A 16,892-nucleotide genomic window follows, 5' to 3' on the forward strand; every position below is an offset into this window, starting at 1 on the left:
TCCAGAACAAAGGGAGCTCCATGTCCGCCCTCGCCTCGCCCGCCCAGGACCGCTGGCTCGATCTCAACGACATCCTCCGCGAACTGGTGGCCCAGGGCCGGGTCTCCCAGGAAAGCGCGGAGCAATGCATGGTGCTGCGCCGCGCCTCGGCCAACGCGCAAATGCACCCGCTGGAGTTCCTCGCCGCCCAGCAGCTCGACGATCTGCTGCGGCCGGGCAAGAAGCATGATCTGGAAGGCCTCACCGTGTGGCTGGCCAACTTCGCCGGCCAGCCGTACCTGCGCATCGACCCGCTGAAGATCGACGTGGCAGCCGTGACCCCTCTGATGTCCTTCGCCTTTGCCCAGCGCCACAAGATCCTGGCGGTGGCGGTGGACAGCGAGGCGGTGACCATCGCCAGCGCCCAGCCCTTCGTGCATGGCTGGGAAGCCAACCTGACCCATGTGCTCAAGCGCCCGATCAAGCGGGTGGTGGTAAATCCCGCCGAGCTGCAGCGCTTCACCACCGAGTTCTACCGCCTGGCCCGCTCGGTCAGCGGTGCCACCGCCGTGGACCAGAAGATCAGTGGTGTCGGCAACTTCGAGCAGCTGCTCAACCTGGGCGCCCAGGACCAGGAGCCGGATGCCAACGACGCGCATATCGTCAATATCGTCGACTGGCTGTTCCAGTACGCCTACCAGCAACGTGCCAGCGATATCCACATCGAGCCGCGCCGCGAGGCCGGTACCGTGCGCTTCCGTATCGACGGCGTACTGCACAACGTCTACCAGTTCCCGCCGCAGGTGACCATGGCGGCAGTCAGCCGCCTGAAGTCACTGGGCCGGATGAACGTGGCGGAGAAGCGCAAGCCGCAGGACGGCCGGATCAAGACCAAGACCCCGGACGGCGGCGAAGTGGAACTGCGCCTGTCGACCCTGCCCACCGCCTTCGGCGAGAAGATGGTGATGCGGATCTTCGACCCGGAAGTGCTGCTGAAAAGCCCGGATCAGCTGGGCTTCTCGCCGGACGACCTGCGCCGCTGGGAGAGCATGACCAGTCAGCCCAACGGCATCATTCTGGTTACCGGCCCCACCGGCTCGGGCAAGACCACCACCCTGTACACCACGCTCAAGCAGCTGGCGACCGAGGAAGTGAACGTCTGCACCATCGAGGACCCGATCGAGATGATCGAGACGGCCTTCAACCAGATGCAGGTGCAGCACAACATCGACCTGACCTTCGCCAGCGGCGTGCGCGCCCTGATGCGCCAGGACCCGGACATCATCATGGTCGGCGAGATCCGCGACCTGGAGACTGCCGAGATGGCGATCCAGGCGGCGCTCACCGGCCACCTGGTGCTCTCCACCCTGCACACCAACGACGCGCCCAGCGCCATCAGCCGCCTGCTGGAGCTGGGCGTGCCGCACTATCTGCTCAAGGCCACCATCCTCGGGGTCATGGCCCAGCGCCTGGTGCGCACCCTGTGCCCGCACTGCAAGGCACCGATGGAAATGGACGAAGAAAACTGGCAGAGCCTGACCAAACCCTGGAGCGCGCCGCTGCCAACCCAGGCGCACCGCGCCGTCGGCTGCCTGGAGTGCCGCGAGACCGGCTACCGCGGCCGTGCCGGCGTGTACGAGATCATGCTGCTGAACGACAACATCAAGCCGCTGATCACCGCCGATACCGACCTTATCGCCCTGCGCCGGGCAGCGTTCAAGGACGGCATGCGCAGCCTGCGCCTGTCTGGCGCACAGAAGGTCGCCGCCGGGCAGACCACCATCGAGGAAGTGCTGCGGGTCACCCCGCAGAGCGAACAGAAGTGAAGCACCGGGCCGGCACCGACGCCCGCCCGCGACTGACCAGCAAAAAGGAGTTTCTATGGAAATCGGTGGTGTGATCTTTCTCTTCGTCGCCCTGGCGGTGGCCGTGGTGTTCATGGGCTTCAAGGTGGTGCCGCAGGGCTACGAGTGGACGGTGGAGCGCTTCGGCCGCTACACCAACACCCTCACCCCGGGCCTCAACATCATCGTGCCGGTGATGGACCGCATCGGCCGCAAGCTCAATGTCATGGAGAGCGTGCTGGACATCCCGCCGCAGGAAGTGATCAGCGCCGACAACGCCATCGTGCAGATCGACGCGGTGTGCTTCTTCCAGGTGATCAACGCGGCCCAGGCGGCCTACGAGGTGAACAACCTCGAGCACGCCATTCGCAACCTGGTGATGACCAATATCCGTACCGTGCTCGGCTCCATGGAGCTGGACGCCATGCTCAGCCAGCGCGACGCGATCAACGAGCGCCTGCTCAAGACCGTGGACGAAGCCACCGCACCCTGGGGCATCAAGATCACCCGCATCGAGATCAAGGACATCAGCCCGCCCGCCGACCTGGTCGAGGCCATGGCCAGCCAGATGAAGGCCGAGCGCCTGAAGCGCGCGCAGATCCTCGAGGCCGAAGGTTCGCGCTCCGCCGCCATCCTCACCGCCGAGGGCCACAAGCAGGCGGAAATTCTCAAGGCCGAGGGCCAGCGCCAGGCCGCCTTCCTCGAGGCCGAAGCCCGCGAGCGTGCCGCCCAGGCCGAAGCCGAGGCGACCCGCATGGTCTCCGACGCCATCGCCAGCGGCAACGTGCAGGCGGTCAACTACTTCGTCGCGCAGAAGTACGTCGAGGCCCTGGGCCAGCTGGCCTCGGCCAGCAACAGCAAGGTCATCCTGATGCCGCTGGAAGCCAGCCAGGTGATCGGTGCGGTCGGCGGCATCGGCGAGATCGTCCGCGCCACCTTCGACAAGGACGGCAAGCCAGCATGATCGCCTACCTGCAGCACCTGTCGTTCTGGGACTGGCTGGCCTTCGGCACCGTGCTGCTGATCTTCGAGGTGTTCGGCGCCGGTGGCTACCTGCTGTGGATCGGCGTCGCCGCCGCCACGGTCGGCGTGCTCACCTACCTGTTCCCCGAGTTGCCCTGGGCCTGGCAGTTCCTCATCTTCGCCCTGCTCTCGGTGCTCACCGCGGTGTTCTGGTGGCAGCGCCAGCGCAGTGCGGCCAAGCCTTCCGACGCGCCGGGGCTGAACCGCCGTGGCAGCGAGTTCGTCGGTCGCAGCTTCGTCCTGCACGAGGCCATCGTTGACGGGCGCGGCAAGATCAAGGCCGGCGACAGCCTGTGGCTGGTCATCGGCCCGGACCTGCCGGCCGGCAGTTCGGTGCGGGTCACCGGCCAGGACGGCGTGCTGCTCAAGGTCGAAGCACTCTAGCCGCGGCCTGCCGGTCGGTTGGGGGAACTCGGCCGACCGGCGCGGCATCCTAAGTCCAGGAACACTCCCTGGAGCCATCGTCATGCCGCATAACCGCCTGTTCCTCGCCATCGCCCTGGTTGCCGCCCCCGCTGCCCCAGCCATGGCCGACGCCGACTTCTGGCGCGACGTTCTCTCGTCCGGCGCCACTACCGCCTCCACTTACGTGACCTTCAAGGACGACAAGCAGCTGGTCGCCGCCCGCGACGATGCCAGTGCCTTCGTCGCCAGTGGCGGGCAGATCCGCGGTGCGCACCTAGAGGCGGCGCTGCAGCGGGTGCGCAGCGAGCATCCGCAGCTGCAGGCCAGCGACGCGGAACTGGCCCAGGCCCTGCTCATGCAACCGACGCAGCAACAGCCCACACGCTAGAAGCGCAGCGGCTAGACTCCAGCCCTATATCGGGCTGGAGAACATGGATGTCGAGATCGCTACTGCTGTTGGTGCTGGCAAGCCTGCTCGGCGGCTGCCAGCTATTGGCGCTGGACCGGCAGATGCAGCAGGCCCAGCAAACCCAGGTACTGATCCCCGGCAGCCTGGACGCCGGCGCCGGCCAGGAAGCGCTGGTCGCGCTGTTCTCCGGCGAGCGGCTGGTGGGTTATCGCAGCGTGCAGCCCGGCGGCCTGTTCTACTTCAGCATGGCGGCCGGTGACTATCAGTTGCTGGCCTTTCAGGATCGCAACGGCAATTTCCGCCTGGATGCCGACGAACCACGCCACTGGCTGCCACAGCCGCGCACCGCGCCCTTCCAACTGCAACCGACCACCGAGCAGCGCGCAGAACTGGGCCGGCTCAATCTGCTGCAACCTGCAGCCGCCGACGGCGCCCCACTTCCCACCCTGGACCTGAGCCTGGACAGGCTGCTGCGAGATCTGCCGCGGGTGCGCCACAACTATCTGCGGGAGGTGGATTTCGATGACCCGCGCTTCTCCGCCCAGCGCACCGCCCAGGGCGCCTGGCGGCCCCTGGATTTCCTCAGCGAGGTCGGTTACGGCCTGTACCTGCTGCAGCCCTGGGACCCGGACAAGGAGCCGATCTTCCTGGTCCACGGCATCAACAGCTCGCCCGACGTGTGGCGCGAGCTGGCCGCCAGCATCGACCAAGAGCGCTACCAGCTGGTGCTGTTCCATTACCCCAGCGGCCTGCCGCTGAACAACAGCGCCTACCTGCTCAGCGAGGCGATCCGCGACGTGCGCCTGCGCCTGCGCCCCGCGCGCTTTCACCTGTTCGCCCACAGCATGGGCGGCCTGGTGGCGCGGCGCACCGTGCAGCTGCTGGAGCCGGGCGGTAGCGACCAGGAGCTGTGCCTGTTCCTGACCCTGGCCACGCCCTGGGGCGGACATCCCTCGGCCGCCTCCGGGGTGAAGAACGCGCCAGTCAACGTGCCGGTGTGGCGTGACATGGCGCCCGGCAGCCCCTACCTGCGCAGCCTGTTCGCCGCGCCACTGCCGGAGCATCTGCGCCAGTGGCAGCTGGTGGCCTATACCGGTAACAGCCGGATGATCGCCGAACCCAACGACGGCACCGTGCCGCTGGCCAGCGAGCTGCTGCCGGCCGCCCAGGACGAGGCCGAACGCCTGTATTTGATCGAGGCGAATCACACCGGCATCCTGCACGACGCGCGCAGCGTGGCGCTGTTGCAGCGGGCGCTGGACTCGCTGCCGACAAAGGGCTGCGCGCCGGAAGAATGATTCGCCCCGAAAACAAAGAGGCCGCCCATTGGGCGGCCTCTTTGCTGGTGCAGGGCGCTTACTCGCGGTAGTCGTCCATCGGCACGCAGGCGCAGAACAGGTTGCGGTCGCCGTAGACGTTGTCCACGCGGTTCACCGCCGGCCAGTACTTGTGCGCGCGGGTGTGGGCGGACGGGGTCACCGCTTCCTCGATGCTGTACGGCCGCTCCCACACGCCGATCACGTCGGCCAGGGTGTGCGGGGCACGCTTGAGCGGGTTGTCCTCGGCCGGCCATTCGCCGGCGGCGACCTTGGCGATCTCGGCACGGATGCTCAGCATCGCCTCGATGAAGCGATCCAGCTCTTCCTTCGACTCGCTCTCGGTCGGCTCGATCATCAGCGTGCCCGGTACCGGGAAGCTCATGGTCGGCGCGTGGAAGCCGTAGTCCATCAGGCGCTTGGCCACGTCCTCCTCGCTGATGCCGGTCTCGGCCTTGAGCGGACGCAGATCGAGGATGCACTCGTGGGCGACGCGGTCGTTGCGGCCGCTGTACAGCACCGGGAAGGCGCCGGCCAGCTGGCTGGCCAGGTAGTTGGCATTGAGGATCGCCACTTCGGTGGCGGTGGCCAGCTGCGGGCCCATCATGGCGATGTACATCCAGCTGATCGGCAGGATGCTGGCGCTGCCCCAGGGCGCGGCGCTGACCGCGGTGTTCTGCGGGTTCGGGCCCTGCAGCTCGACCACCGGATGGTTGGCGACGAAGGGTGCCAGGTGTGCGCGCACACCGATCGGGCCCATGCCCGGGCCGCCACCGCCGTGGGGGATGCAGAAGGTCTTGTGCAGGTTCATGTGCGACACGTCGGCGCCGATATCGGCCGGACGCGCCAGGCCGACCTGGGCGTTCAAGTTCGCGCCGTCCATGTAGACCTGACCGCCGAAGCCGTGGACCACCTCGCAGATCTCGCGGATGCCTTCCTCGTACACGCCATGGGTCGACGGGTAGGTGATCATCAGGCAGGACAGCTTGTCGCCGGCTTCGGCGGCCTTGGCCTTAAGGTCGTCCATGTCGACGTTGCCGGCGGCGTCGCACTCCACCACCACCACGCGCATGTTGAGCATCTGCGCCGAGGCCGGGTTGGTGCCGTGGGCCGAGGCCGGGATCAGGCAGATGTCACGGTGGCCGTCGTTGCGGCTCTCGTGGTACTTGCGGATCGCCAGCAGGCCGGCGTACTCGCCCTGGGCGCCGGAGTTGGGCTGCATGCAGATGGCGTCGAAGCCGGTGATGGCGCGCAGCCAGGCTTCCAGCTCGTCGATCATCAGCTTGTAGCCGGCGGCCTGCTCGCGCGGGGCAAAGGGGTGCAGGGCGCCGAATTCCGGCCAGGTGACCGGGATCATCTCGCTGGTGGCGTTGAGCTTCATGGTGCAGGAACCGAGCGGGATCATGGCCTGGTTCAACGCCAGGTCCTTGTTCTCCAGGCGCTTGAGGTAGCGCAGCATGTCGGTTTCGCTGTGGTGGCTGTTGAACACCGGGTGGGTCAGGTAGGCCGAGGTGCGGCGCAGGTCGGCCGGGATGCCTTCCGGCACGTTGCCGGCGTCCAGCTCGGCCACGCTCAGGCCGTGGTCGGCACCGAGGAAGATCGACAGCAGCTGCTCGACGGTCTGCGCGCTGCTGGTCTCGTCCAGGCTGACGCCCAGCTTGCCGCGACCGAGGATGCGCAGGTTGATGCGCGCGGCCTTGGCCGACTCGAGGATGGCGGTCTGCATGCCGCCGACATCCAGGGTCAGGGTGTCGAAGAAGAACTGGTTGTCGCGCTTGACGCCCTTCTGTTCCAGGCCGGCGGCCAGCACGCAGGTCAGGCGGTGCACGCGCTGGGCGATGCGCTTGAGGCCTTCCGGACCGTGGTACACGGCGTAGCAGCTGGCCATGTTGGCCAGCAGCACCTGCGAGGTGCAGATGTTGGAGTTGGCCTTCTCGCGGCGGATATGCTGCTCGCGGGTCTGCAGGGCCATGCGCAATGCGGTATTGCCGCGGGCGTCCTTGGACACGCCGATGATGCGGCCGGGCATGGCGCGCTTGAAGGCGTCACGGGTGGCGAAGAAGGCCGCGTGCGGGCCGCCGTAGCCCATGGGTACGCCGAAGCGCTGGGCGGAGCCGAGCACCACGTCCGCGCCGAGCTCGCCGGGCGGGGTCAGCAGCAGCAGGCTGAGCAGGTCGGTGGCGACGCAGGCCAGGGCATTCTTGGCGTGCAGCTGCTCGATCAGCGGCTTGATGTCACGGATCTCGCCGTGGGTATCCGGGTACTGCAGCAGGGCGCCGAACACGTCGAGACCAGCCAGCTGGTCCAGCGCGCCGACCTGGACTTCGATGCCGAAGCCTTCGGCACGGGTCTGCACCACGGAGATGGTCTGCGGGTGGCAGTTCTCGTCGACGAAGAACACATTGCTCTTCGACTTGGCCACGCGCTTGGCCAGGCCCATGGCCTCGCCGGCGGCGGTGGCTTCGTCGAGCAGAGAGGCGCTGGCCAGGTCGAGGCCGGTCAGGTCGATGGTCAGCTGCTGGAAGTTCAGCAGCGACTCCAGGCGACCCTGGGCGATTTCCGGCTGGTAGGGGGTGTAGGCGGTGTACCAGCCCGGGTTCTCCAGCAGGTTGCGCAGGATCACGGTCGGGGTAATGGTGCCGTGGTAGCCCATGCCGATCAGGTTGGTCCACAGCTGGTTCTGCTCGGCATAGCCCCGCAACTTGGCCAGGGCGCCCTGCTCGTCCAGTGCCGCCGGCAGATCCAGCGGGCGGTTGAGGCGGATGGCCGGCGGCACGGTCTGCACGATCAGCTCTTCGCGGCTGGCAACGCCGAGGGCGTCGAGCATGGCCTGTTCTTCACGGGCGTCCGGGCCGAGGTGGCGGCGGAGGAAGGCATCGGGCTGTTGCAGTTGATCGAGACGGGGCGTGGACATAGCAGGGCTCTCGGAAAATGACAGAGCCTCGACGGATCGAGGCTCGACAGCGGAAATCGGGTTGATCGGCGGGCGGCCGCGACCTAGACGCGGCCACGCACCTTAGGCATCGGCGGAGCAGACGGCTTCATAGCCGGCGGCGTCGAGCAGCTCTTCCAGCTCGGCCGGATTGCTCGGCTGCAGCTTGAAGAACCAGGCGGCGTAAGGGTCGCCGTTGACCTGCTCGGGAGCGTCGGCCAGGGCCTCGTTGACGGCGAGGACTTCACCGGAAAGCGGGGCGTAGATGTCCGAGGCGGCCTTCACCGACTCGACCACACCGGCTTCCTGGCCGTTGGCCAGCTGCTTGCCGACTTCCGGCAGCTCGACGTAGACCACGTCGCCCAGGGCTTCCTGCGCATGGTCGGTGATGCCCACGGTGACCGAGCCGTCGGCCTCCAGGCGGATCCACTCGTGGCTGGCAACGTAACGCAGGTCGGCGGGGATATTGCTCATGTCGGTACCCTCGAAATCAGTGGGGGCGGAAGACCCGCCCGGAAAATTTAGCAGTTGGAGCGGAAGCCGCAGCTCCGCCCGTTCGAATCAGATGACGGCCTTGCCGTTGCGGACGAAATTCGCCTGCACGACGCGTACCGGGTACCACTTGCCGCGAATCTCCACCTCGGCGCGATCGCTGGTGGCGGCCGGCACGCGGGCCAGGGCGATGGACTTGTTGAGGGTCGGCGAGAAGCTGCCGCTGGTGATCTCACCCTCGCCCACGCCTTCCACCCGCACTACCTGGTGGGCACGCAGCACGCCGCGCTCTTCCAGGACCAGGCCGACCAGCTTCTGCTGATCGCCGGCGGCGCGCTGGGTTTCCAGGGCGCTGCGGCCGACGAACTGGCGCTCGGCCGGTTCCCAGGCGATGGTCCAGCCCATATTGGCGGCCAACGGGGAAACCTCTTCGTCCATGTCCTGGCCGTACAGGTTCATGCCGGCTTCCAGGCGCAGAGTGTCGCGGGCGCCCAGGCCGATCGGGGCGATGCCGGCGCCGACCAGTTCGTTGAGGAAATCGGCAGCCTGTGCGGCCGGCAGCATGATCTCCAGGCCGTCCTCACCGGTGTAGCCGGTGCGGGCGATGAACCAGTCGCCTTCCGGCAGGCCCTGGAACACCTTGAGTTCGTTGATCAGCGCGGCGCGAGCCGGGGACACCAGCTCGGCGGTCTTGGCCCGGGCGTTGGGGCCCTGGATGGCGAGCATGGCCAGTTCAGCGCGCTCGTTCAGCTTGACCTCGAAACCGGCGGTCTGCGCCTGCATCCAGGCCAGGTCCTTGTCGCGGGTGGCGGCGTTGACCACCACGCGGTAGCCCCAGTCGGTGAGGTAGACGATGAGGTCGTCGATCACCCCGCCACGCGGGTTGAGCATGCCACTGTAGAGCGCCTTGCCGGGCGTCTTCAGGCGTTCCACATCGTTGGCCAGCAGATGCTGCAGCCAGGCCTTGGCCTGGGCGCCGGTGACGTCGACCACGGTCATGTGGGAGACGTCGAACACGCCGCAGTCGCGGCGCACCTGGTGGTGCTCCTCGACCTGGGAACCGTAATGCAACGGCATATCCCAGCCGCCGAAATCGACCATCTTGGCGCCGAGCGCCAGATGTTGTTCATACAGGGGTGTACGCTGTCCCATGGAAAACTCCTCAAACGGGCCCTGCCCTGGTGGGCACGGGCTCATGGACGGCTGCGTCAGCAGGCGCGCATTGTAGCCCCGACGCGCCGCCCGGTCACCTCGATAGCCGACCGACCAGTCAATGTCGAGCGGATCGCGCCAGCCAGAGCCTGGCAGCCCGCCCTAATGCCCCGGCTGGCGGGCGGAACGGCGGATCAGACCGATCACCGGCAGCAGGCCGACCAGCACCAGAGTCAGCGCCGGCAGCGCGGCGCGGGCCCATTCGCCCTCGCTGGTCATCTCGAAGATACGCACCGACAGGGTGTCCCAGCCGAAGGGGCGCATCAGCAGGGTGGCCGGCATCTCCTTGAGCACATCGACGAACACCAGCAGCGCGGCCGACAGCGCACCCGGCACCAGCAGCGGCAGGTAAACGCGCAGGAACAGCGCCGGCCCGCCAACACCGAGACTGCGCGCGGCCTGCGGCAACGACGGGCGGATGCGCGCCAGGCCGCTCTCCAGCGGGCCGTAGGCCACCGCCATGAAGCGCACCAGATAGGCCAGCAGCAGCGCCGCCAGGCTGCCCAGCAGCAGCGGCTTGCCGGCGCCGCCGAGCCAGGTGGACAGAGGGATCACCAGCTCGCGGTCGAGGAAGCTGAAGGCCAGCATGATCGACACCGCCAGCACCGAGCCGGGCAGCGCGTAGCCGAGGTTGGCCAGGCTCACCGCGCTGCGGATCGGTCGGGTCGGCGCCTGGCGGCGGGCGAAGGCCAGCAGCAGCGCCACGGCCACGGTGATCAGCGCGGCCAGGCCGCCGAGGGACAGGGTGTGCAGGATCAGGCCGGCGTAGCGCTCGTCCAGGTCGAAGCGGCCGCGCTGCCAGAACCACACCAGCAGCTGCAGCAGCGGCACCACGAAGGCGCAGACGAACACCAGGCCGCACCAGGCGCTGGCGGCCAGGGCCTTCCAGCCATGCAGTCGATACAGCGCCTTGCCCCGCGGCCGTTCGCTGGCCGGGCGGCTGGCGCCGCGCGCGCGCCGTTCGCCGTAGAGCACCAGCATGACCGCCAGCAGCAGCAGGCTGGCCAGCTGGGTAGCGCTGGACAGGCTGTAGAAGCCGTACCAGGTCTTGTAGATGGCGGTGGTGAAGGTGTCGAAGTTGAACACCGCCACCGCACCGAAGTCGGCCAGGGTCTCCATGATCGCCAGCGCCAGCCCGGCACCGATGGCCGGCCAGGCCATCGGCAGGGCCACGCGCCAGAACGCCTGCCAGGGCGACTGGCCGAGCACTCGCGCCGCCTCCAGCAGGCCACGGCCCTGGGCCAGGAAGGCACTGCGCGCGAGCAGGTAGACGTAGGGGTAGAACACCAGCACCAGCACGCTGATCACCCCGCCGGTGGAGCGCACCCGGGGCAAACGGATGCCCGTGCCGAACCACTCGCGCAGCAGGCTCTGCACCGGGCCCGAGAAATCGAACAGACCGATGAAGACGAAGGCCAGCACGTAGGCCGGGATGGCGAAGGGCAGCATCAGCGCCCAGTCCAGCCAGCGTCGGCCGGGAAACTCGCAGAGGCTGGTAAGCCAGGCCAGGCTGACGCCGAGCAGCGTCACGCCGACGCCCACGCCGAACACCAGCACCAGGGTGTTGCCCAGCAGGCGCGGCATCTGGGTATCCCACAGATGGCTCCAGATCTCGCCATCGACCTCGTGCCAGGACAGTACCAGCACCGACAGCGGCAGCAGCACCAGGGCGGCGATGGCAAAGGCGATGGGATACCAGCGGCGCTGGACGGGATGACTCACGCGAACTCCTGGCGGGCGGAAACGATACGCCCCGGGCGGGCCGGGGCGTCGAGAGTATAACGGCAGAGCAGATGCTGGACGCGCCCTCTCCCGTTTACGGGTATGCCGAGCGGAGAGGTTGTGGGGGGAGAGAGCCTTAGCGCCGCAGCCCCTCGACCCCTCCCCACGAATGGGAGGAGTCCGATCAGTTCCAGCCGACCCTATCCATCATCCTGATCGCCTCGGCCTGGCGCTTGCCGGCCACTTCCACCGGGATGCTGTCGGCCTTGAACTCGCCCCAGGCCGCCACTTCCGCCGACGGCTTGACCGCCGGGTTGGCCGGGAACTCCTGGTTGATCTCGGCGAACAAGCCTTGGGCCTCCGGCGTGGTCATCCACTCGACCAGCTTCTTCGCCGCCTCCGGGTTCGGTGCGTGCTTGGTCAGGCCGACGCCGGACAGGTTGACGTGCACGCCACGGTCGCTCTGGTTGGGCCAGAACAGCTTGGCGCGCAGCTGCGGGTTTTCCTTGTGCAGGCGGCCGTAGTAGTAGGTGTTGACGATGCCGACGTCGCACTGACCGGCGTCCACGGCGAGGATCACCGCGTTGTCGTCGGCAAACACGTCGGTGGCCAGGTTGTTCATCCAACCCTGCAGGATCTGCTCGGTCTTCTCGGCGCCATGGGTCTCGATCAGGGTGCCGGTGAGCGACTGGTTGTACACCTTCTTGCTGGTGCGCAGGCACAGGCGGCCTTCCCACTCGGGGCCGGCCAGCGCCTCGTAGGTGGTCAGCTCACCCGGCTGCACGCGCTCGGTGGAGTAGACGATGGTTCGCGCGCGCAGCGACAGGCCGGTCCAGGCATGGTTGCTGGAGCGGTACTGGGCCGGGATGTTGGCGTCGATCACCGGCGAGGTGAAGGGCTGCAGTATGCCCATCTGCTCGGCTTGCCACAGGTTGCCGGCATCCACGGTGATCAGCAGATCGGCCACGCCATTCTCGCCCTCGGCCTTGATGCGCTGCATGAGCGGCGCTTCCTTGTCGGTGATGAACTTGATGTTCACTCCGGTCTTGGCGGTGTAGGCGTCGAAGACCGGCTTGATCAGCTCGTCGATGCGCGAGGAATAGACCACCACTTCCTCGGCGGCCGTGGCGGAACCGGCGGCGGCGCTCAGGGCCAGGACGGCGAGCAGGCGTTTGGACAGCGACATGGCGAAGGCTCTCGTGACTGCGGAAAGATCACAAATGATAGTGACTCGCAGCTGAGAGCTGTAGCGATTTTATGTCGCAGTGTTTCGCCAGCGGCAGCCACCGCCGGCGTTGGCAACCTCAGGCGCTGGCCAGCTCGGGCAGATCGCCGACCAGGCCGAGGGCGCGGCGAACGAACAGGGCCTTGGCATCCGGCAGCTCGTCGACCCAGTTGAGGCCACTGTTGCGCAGCAGACGGATCGGCAGCGGGTCGGCCTGGAACAGGCGCTCGAAACCCTCCATGGCCGCCATCATCGCCAGGTTGTGCGGCATTCGCCGGCGCTCGTAGCGGCTGAGCACGCGCACATCGCCCGGCTGCTCGCCGCGCGGCAACGCGTGCTGCAGCACCTCGGCCAGCACCGCGGCATCGAGGAAGCCGAGGTTGACGCCCTGGCCGGCCAGAGGGTGGATGCTGTGGGCGGCGTCGCCGATCAGCGCCAGGCCACTCTCCACATAACGCTTGGCGTGACGCTGGCGCAGCGGGATGCAGACCCGCGGATCGACCGCAGTCACCGGGCCCAGGCGCCATTCGAAGGCCTTGCCCAGCTCGTGGCGGAAGGCCTCGTCGTCCAGCACCATCAGGCGCTCGGCCTCGGCCGGCACGGTGGACCAGACGATCGAGCACCAGTGCTCGTCGCCCTGGCGGTTGAGCGGCAGGAAGGCCAGCGGTCCATCGTCGGTGAAGCGCTGCCAGGCGGTGAGCTGGTGCGGCCGCTCGCAGCGCACGCTGGTGACGATGGCGTGGTGCAGGTAATTCCATTCGCGGGTGGCGCAGCCGGCCAGGCGACGCACCGCCGAGTTGGCGCCATCGGCGGCCACCAGCAGCGGCGCGCGCAGCTCGCGGCCGTCGGCCAGGGTCAGCAGCCAGCCGTCGCCGGAGCGGCGCAGCTGTTCCAGGCGGGCGTTGCCGAGCAGACCGATCTGACTGTCGTGCAGGCATTCGAGCAGGGCGTCCTGGACCACACGGTTCTCGACGATATGGCCGAGCACCTCGGCATGCACGCTGGCCGCCGAGAAGTGCACGCTGCCGGTGCCGGAACCGTCCCACACCTGCATGTCGCGATAGGGCGAGGCGCGCCGGGCGGTGATGCCGTCCCACACGCCGAGGCGTTCGAGGATGCGCTGACTGGCGGCGGACAGGGCGCTGACCCGCGGCTCGAAGGCGCCACTGGCATCGAAGGGTCTGACGCTGAGCGGGCCGCCGTCGACCACCAGGATCTCCAGGCCGCTGTGCTCCAGGGCCAGGGCCAGGGCACTGCCGACCATGCCGGCGCCAACGATGATCAGGTCCGCTTGCATCTCGCTTCCTTAGGCCGCAGCCGGCCGCGCGCGCGGCTTGAGACGGATATAGAGGGTCTTGTGGGCAGTGGCAACCAGGGTGCCTTCGCCGTCGCGAATCTCGACGTGCAGCTGCGGCAGGTACTTGTCGCCGCCGGCGGTCTTGGCGCGAATATCGGCTAGCAGGGCGTCGTCGATACGGAAGTCGGCGTACACTGGGCCCTTGCCGGGGCTGACGAAGTCGATGCTGGCAGACTTGTCCCAGACGATGTAGTCGTCGCCCAGCAGCGGCATCAGCAACAGCATGTAGAAGGGATCGACCATGCTGTACAGCGAGCCGCCGAACTGGGTGCCGACGAAGTTGCGGTTGTACCAGCGCAGGGCCATCTTCACCCGCGCATGGCGGCAGTCCGGGCTGATCTGTTGCACGCGGATGCCGGCGCCGATGTAAGGCGGGTAGCAGTTAAGGCCGATGCGCAGCAGGCGCGCGCGACGCGCCAGTTTACGGTCACTCATGTACAGCTCTCATAAGGATCGGGTGCCGAGGCCCATGGCCTGGCGGGCGAACCAGCGCTTGGCTGGCGGTAGCAGATCGAGGCCGAGCAGGCCGAGGGTACGCCCGGCCACCAGCAGCGACTCGTCACGGCCGAACAGGCGGGTGACGCGGTCGGAGAAACCGACGGTCAGCGCCTGGTCCTGGCTCTGCCGCGCCAGGTAGCGCTGCAGGCCGGCGAAATCGCCGGGCTGCTCGCCGCCTGCCAGCAGGGTCTCGGCCAGGGCCTGGGCGTCGCGCAGGGACAGATTGAAGCCCTGCCCCGCCACCGGATGCAGGCTGTGGGCGGCGTTGCCGAGGATCACCAGGTGCGGACGCACCTGCTCGGTGGCCTCCACCAGCGCCAGCGGGTAGACATGCCGCGCGCCAACCTGGCGCAAGCTGCCCAGGCGGTAGCCGAAGGCCTGCTGCAGCTCGGCGAGGAACTCGCGGTCGGGCAGTTGCTGCAGGCGCTCGGCGTCCACCGGTGGGCGGGTCCAGACCAGCGCGCAGCGCTTGTCCGGCAACGGCAGCAGGGCCAGCGGCCCCTGCTCGGTGAAACGCTCGAAGGCCTGGCCGGCATGGGGTTCGGCCGGGCTTATATTGGCGATCAGCGCGCACTGGTCGTATGGCGTGTGGCGCACGGCGATGCCGAGTTGCTCGCGCAGGCCGGAGCGACCGCCGTCGGCCAGCACGGCCAGGTCGCAATCGAGGCTGGAGTCGTCGCTGAGGAACAGGCGGTAGCCGTCGTCCAGCGCCTCCATGCGGGTCACTTCCGCCGGGCAGCGCCACTCGACCACTTCGGGGTCCAGCGCACGCCACAGGCAATGGCCCATCCAGGCGTTCTCCAGCACGTAACCCAGGGCCGGCACGCCTTCATCGGCGGCGGACAGGCGGGTAGCGCCGAAGCGGCCCTGGTCGGACACCTGGATCTGGGTGATGGCCTCGGCCCGCTCGGCCAGCGCCGGCCACAGGCCGAGGCGCTCGAAGATCTGCCGACAGCCATAGGACAGCGCACTGGAGCGCGCGTCGTAGCTGGGCTGCCAAGCATCGCCCGGGGCGAAGGGCTCGACCAGCACGATGCGCCAGCCGCGCGCCCGAGCCCCGGCCTGCAGGGCCAGGGCCAGGCTCGCGCCGACAAGGCCACCACCGACGATGGCCAGCTGCACACGACTCATCGGCTCAGGCGGCCTGCTCGCGAGCGGCGGCCATCAGCGCCTCGATCTCGGCGACGGTCTTGGGCACGCCATTGGTGATGACTTCGCAGCCGGTCTTGGTCACCAGCACGTCATCCTCGATGCGCACGCCGATGCCGCGCCACTTCTTCGCCACCTTGTCGTTGTCGATGGCGATATAGATGCCCGGCTCCACGGTCATGCTCATGCCCGGCTCGAGCACGCGCCACTCGCCGCCGACCTTGTAGTCGCCGACATCGTGCACGTCCATGCCCAGCCAGTGGCCGGCGCGGTGCATGTAGAAGGGTTTGTAGGCCTCGCTGGCGATCAGCTCCTCGACGTCGCCTTCGAGCAGGCCCAGCTCCACCAGGCCGGCGGTGATCACCCGCACGGTGGCCTCGTGGGCCTCGTTCCAGTGCTTGCCGGGGGCGATGTGCTTGAACGCCTCTTCGTTGGCCTTGAGCACCAGTTCGTAGATGGCCTTCTGCTCGGGCGAGAACTTGCCGTTGACCGGGAAGGTGCGGGTGATGTCGCTGGCGTAGCAGTCGATCTCGCAGCCGGCGTCGATCAGCACCAGGTCGCCATCCTTCAGCGGCGCGTCGTTCTCGCGGTAATGCAGGATGCAGGCGTTCTTGCCGGCGGCGACGATGGAGCCGTAGGCCGGCATCTTCGCCCCGCCTTTGCGGAACTCGTAATCCAGCTCGGCTTCCAGGTGGTATTCGTAGAGCCCGGCGCGGCTGGTCTGCATGGCACGCACATGGGCGCGCGCGCTGATCTCGGCGGCCTCCTTCATCACCTTGGCCTCGGCCGCGCTCTTGTACAGGCGCATGTCGTGCAGCAGGTGGTCGAGGGCGACGAACTCGTTGGGCGGCGTCGCGCCCTGGCGCGCCTTGGAGCGGATCACGTTGATCCAGTCCATCAGCCGGTGATCGAACTCCTGGTTGGTGCCGATCGCGTAGTAGACGCGCTCGCGGCCCTCGATCAGGCCGGGCAGGATGTCGTCGATATCGCCGATGGGGAAGGCATCGTCGGCGCCATACTGCGCCACGGCACCATCCTGGCCGGCGCGCAGGCCATCCCACAGCTCGCGCTCGGGATCACGCTCGCGACAGAACAGCACATACTCGCCGTGCTCGCGACCGGGAATCAGCGCCAGCACCGCCTCCGGCTCGGGGAAGCCGGTGAGGTACTGGAAGTCGCTGTCCTGGCGATAGACGTGCTCGACGTCGCGGTTGCGGATATACACCGGCGCCGCCGGGAGGATGGCGATGCTGTTGGGTTCCATCTGCTCCATCAGCGCCTTGCGCCGACGGGCGTATTCCGCGCGGGGGATGCTGACCATGGCTGAAC

At 67.9% G+C, this 16,892-nt stretch carries 14 protein-coding genes; 5 read left to right on the forward strand and 9 right to left on the reverse strand.

From position 1 onward, the window contains the following. Positions 1-20 precede the first annotated feature (20 nt). The 5 genes from tfpB (at position 21) to OH686_RS10910 (ending at position 4,958) form a co-directional block, all read left to right on the forward strand. A complete protein-coding gene (gene tfpB, locus OH686_RS10890) occupies positions 21-1,805 on the forward strand; it encodes a type IV pilus assembly ATPase TfpB (RefSeq protein WP_289538529.1) in 1,785 nt (594 codons plus the stop codon). 55 nt (positions 1,806-1,860) lie between these two features. Further along, the gene (locus tag OH686_RS10895) at positions 1,861-2,787 is read left to right on the forward strand and encodes an SPFH domain-containing protein (RefSeq protein ID WP_137973675.1); all 927 of its coding nucleotides are present in this window, start codon (positions 1,861-1,863) and stop codon (positions 2,785-2,787) included. Next, positions 2,784-3,230 carry an NfeD family protein gene (locus OH686_RS10900; protein WP_289538532.1) on the forward strand — a complete coding sequence of 149 codons (447 nt, stop codon included), beginning with the start codon at positions 2,784-2,786 and terminating at the stop codon, positions 3,228-3,230. Before OH686_RS10895 ends, OH686_RS10900 begins: the two co-directional genes overlap by 4 nt. A gap of 82 nt (positions 3,231-3,312) precedes the next feature. Next, on the forward strand, positions 3,313-3,639 hold the full coding sequence (locus tag OH686_RS10905; RefSeq protein WP_289538534.1) for a DUF2388 domain-containing protein: 327 nt from the start codon (positions 3,313-3,315) through the stop codon (positions 3,637-3,639). A gap of 47 nt (positions 3,640-3,686) precedes the next feature. Continuing rightward, on the forward strand, positions 3,687-4,958 hold the full coding sequence (locus OH686_RS10910) for an alpha/beta hydrolase (RefSeq protein ID WP_289538536.1): 1,272 nt from the start codon (positions 3,687-3,689) through the stop codon (positions 4,956-4,958). Between the two features lie 58 nt (positions 4,959-5,016). Here OH686_RS10910 and gcvP read toward each other — a convergent pair whose 3' ends face one another. From gcvP to pepP, 9 genes are all read right to left on the reverse strand, one after another. Beyond that, on the reverse strand, positions 5,017-7,890 hold the full coding sequence (gene gcvP, locus OH686_RS10915; protein ID WP_289538538.1) for an aminomethyl-transferring glycine dehydrogenase: 2,874 nt from the start codon (positions 7,888-7,890) through the stop codon (positions 5,017-5,019). A 102-nt stretch (positions 7,891-7,992) separates the two neighbouring features. Further along, positions 7,993-8,382: a glycine cleavage system protein GcvH gene (gcvH, locus tag OH686_RS10920; protein WP_137973680.1), complete on the reverse strand. Its 390-nt coding sequence runs from the start codon at positions 8,380-8,382 to the stop codon at positions 7,993-7,995. An 87-nt stretch (positions 8,383-8,469) separates the two neighbouring features. After that, positions 8,470-9,552: a glycine cleavage system aminomethyltransferase GcvT gene (gene gcvT, locus OH686_RS10925; RefSeq protein WP_289538541.1), complete on the reverse strand. Its 1,083-nt coding sequence runs from the start codon at positions 9,550-9,552 to the stop codon at positions 8,470-8,472. 162 nt (positions 9,553-9,714) lie between these two features. Continuing rightward, positions 9,715-11,334, reverse strand: a complete 1,620-nt coding sequence (locus OH686_RS10930) for an ABC transporter permease (RefSeq protein ID WP_289538543.1) — start codon at positions 11,332-11,334, stop codon at positions 9,715-9,717. 184 nt (positions 11,335-11,518) lie between these two features. Then, positions 11,519-12,520: an extracellular solute-binding protein gene (locus tag OH686_RS10935; protein WP_289538545.1), complete on the reverse strand. Its 1,002-nt coding sequence runs from the start codon at positions 12,518-12,520 to the stop codon at positions 11,519-11,521. A gap of 118 nt (positions 12,521-12,638) precedes the next feature. Beyond that, on the reverse strand, positions 12,639-13,856 hold the full coding sequence (locus OH686_RS10940; RefSeq protein ID WP_289538547.1) for a 2-octaprenyl-3-methyl-6-methoxy-1,4-benzoquinol hydroxylase: 1,218 nt from the start codon (positions 13,854-13,856) through the stop codon (positions 12,639-12,641). Between the two features lie 9 nt (positions 13,857-13,865). Next, on the reverse strand, positions 13,866-14,351 hold the full coding sequence (locus tag OH686_RS10945; protein WP_289538549.1) for a DUF4442 domain-containing protein: 486 nt from the start codon (positions 14,349-14,351) through the stop codon (positions 13,866-13,868). A 9-nt stretch (positions 14,352-14,360) separates the two neighbouring features. Then, positions 14,361-15,545, reverse strand: a complete 1,185-nt coding sequence (gene ubiH, locus OH686_RS10950; protein ID WP_289538550.1) for a 2-octaprenyl-6-methoxyphenyl hydroxylase — start codon at positions 15,543-15,545, stop codon at positions 14,361-14,363. A gap of 4 nt (positions 15,546-15,549) precedes the next feature. Further along, entirely contained in the window at positions 15,550-16,884 is a 1,335-nt protein-coding gene (pepP, locus tag OH686_RS10955; RefSeq protein ID WP_289538552.1) for a Xaa-Pro aminopeptidase, read from the reverse strand. Between the last annotated feature and the right edge of the window lie 8 nt (positions 16,885-16,892).

It is taken from the genome of Pseudomonas sp. SO81 (assembly GCF_030374125.1).
Classification (GTDB): Bacteria; Pseudomonadota; Gammaproteobacteria; order Pseudomonadales; family Pseudomonadaceae; genus Aquipseudomonas.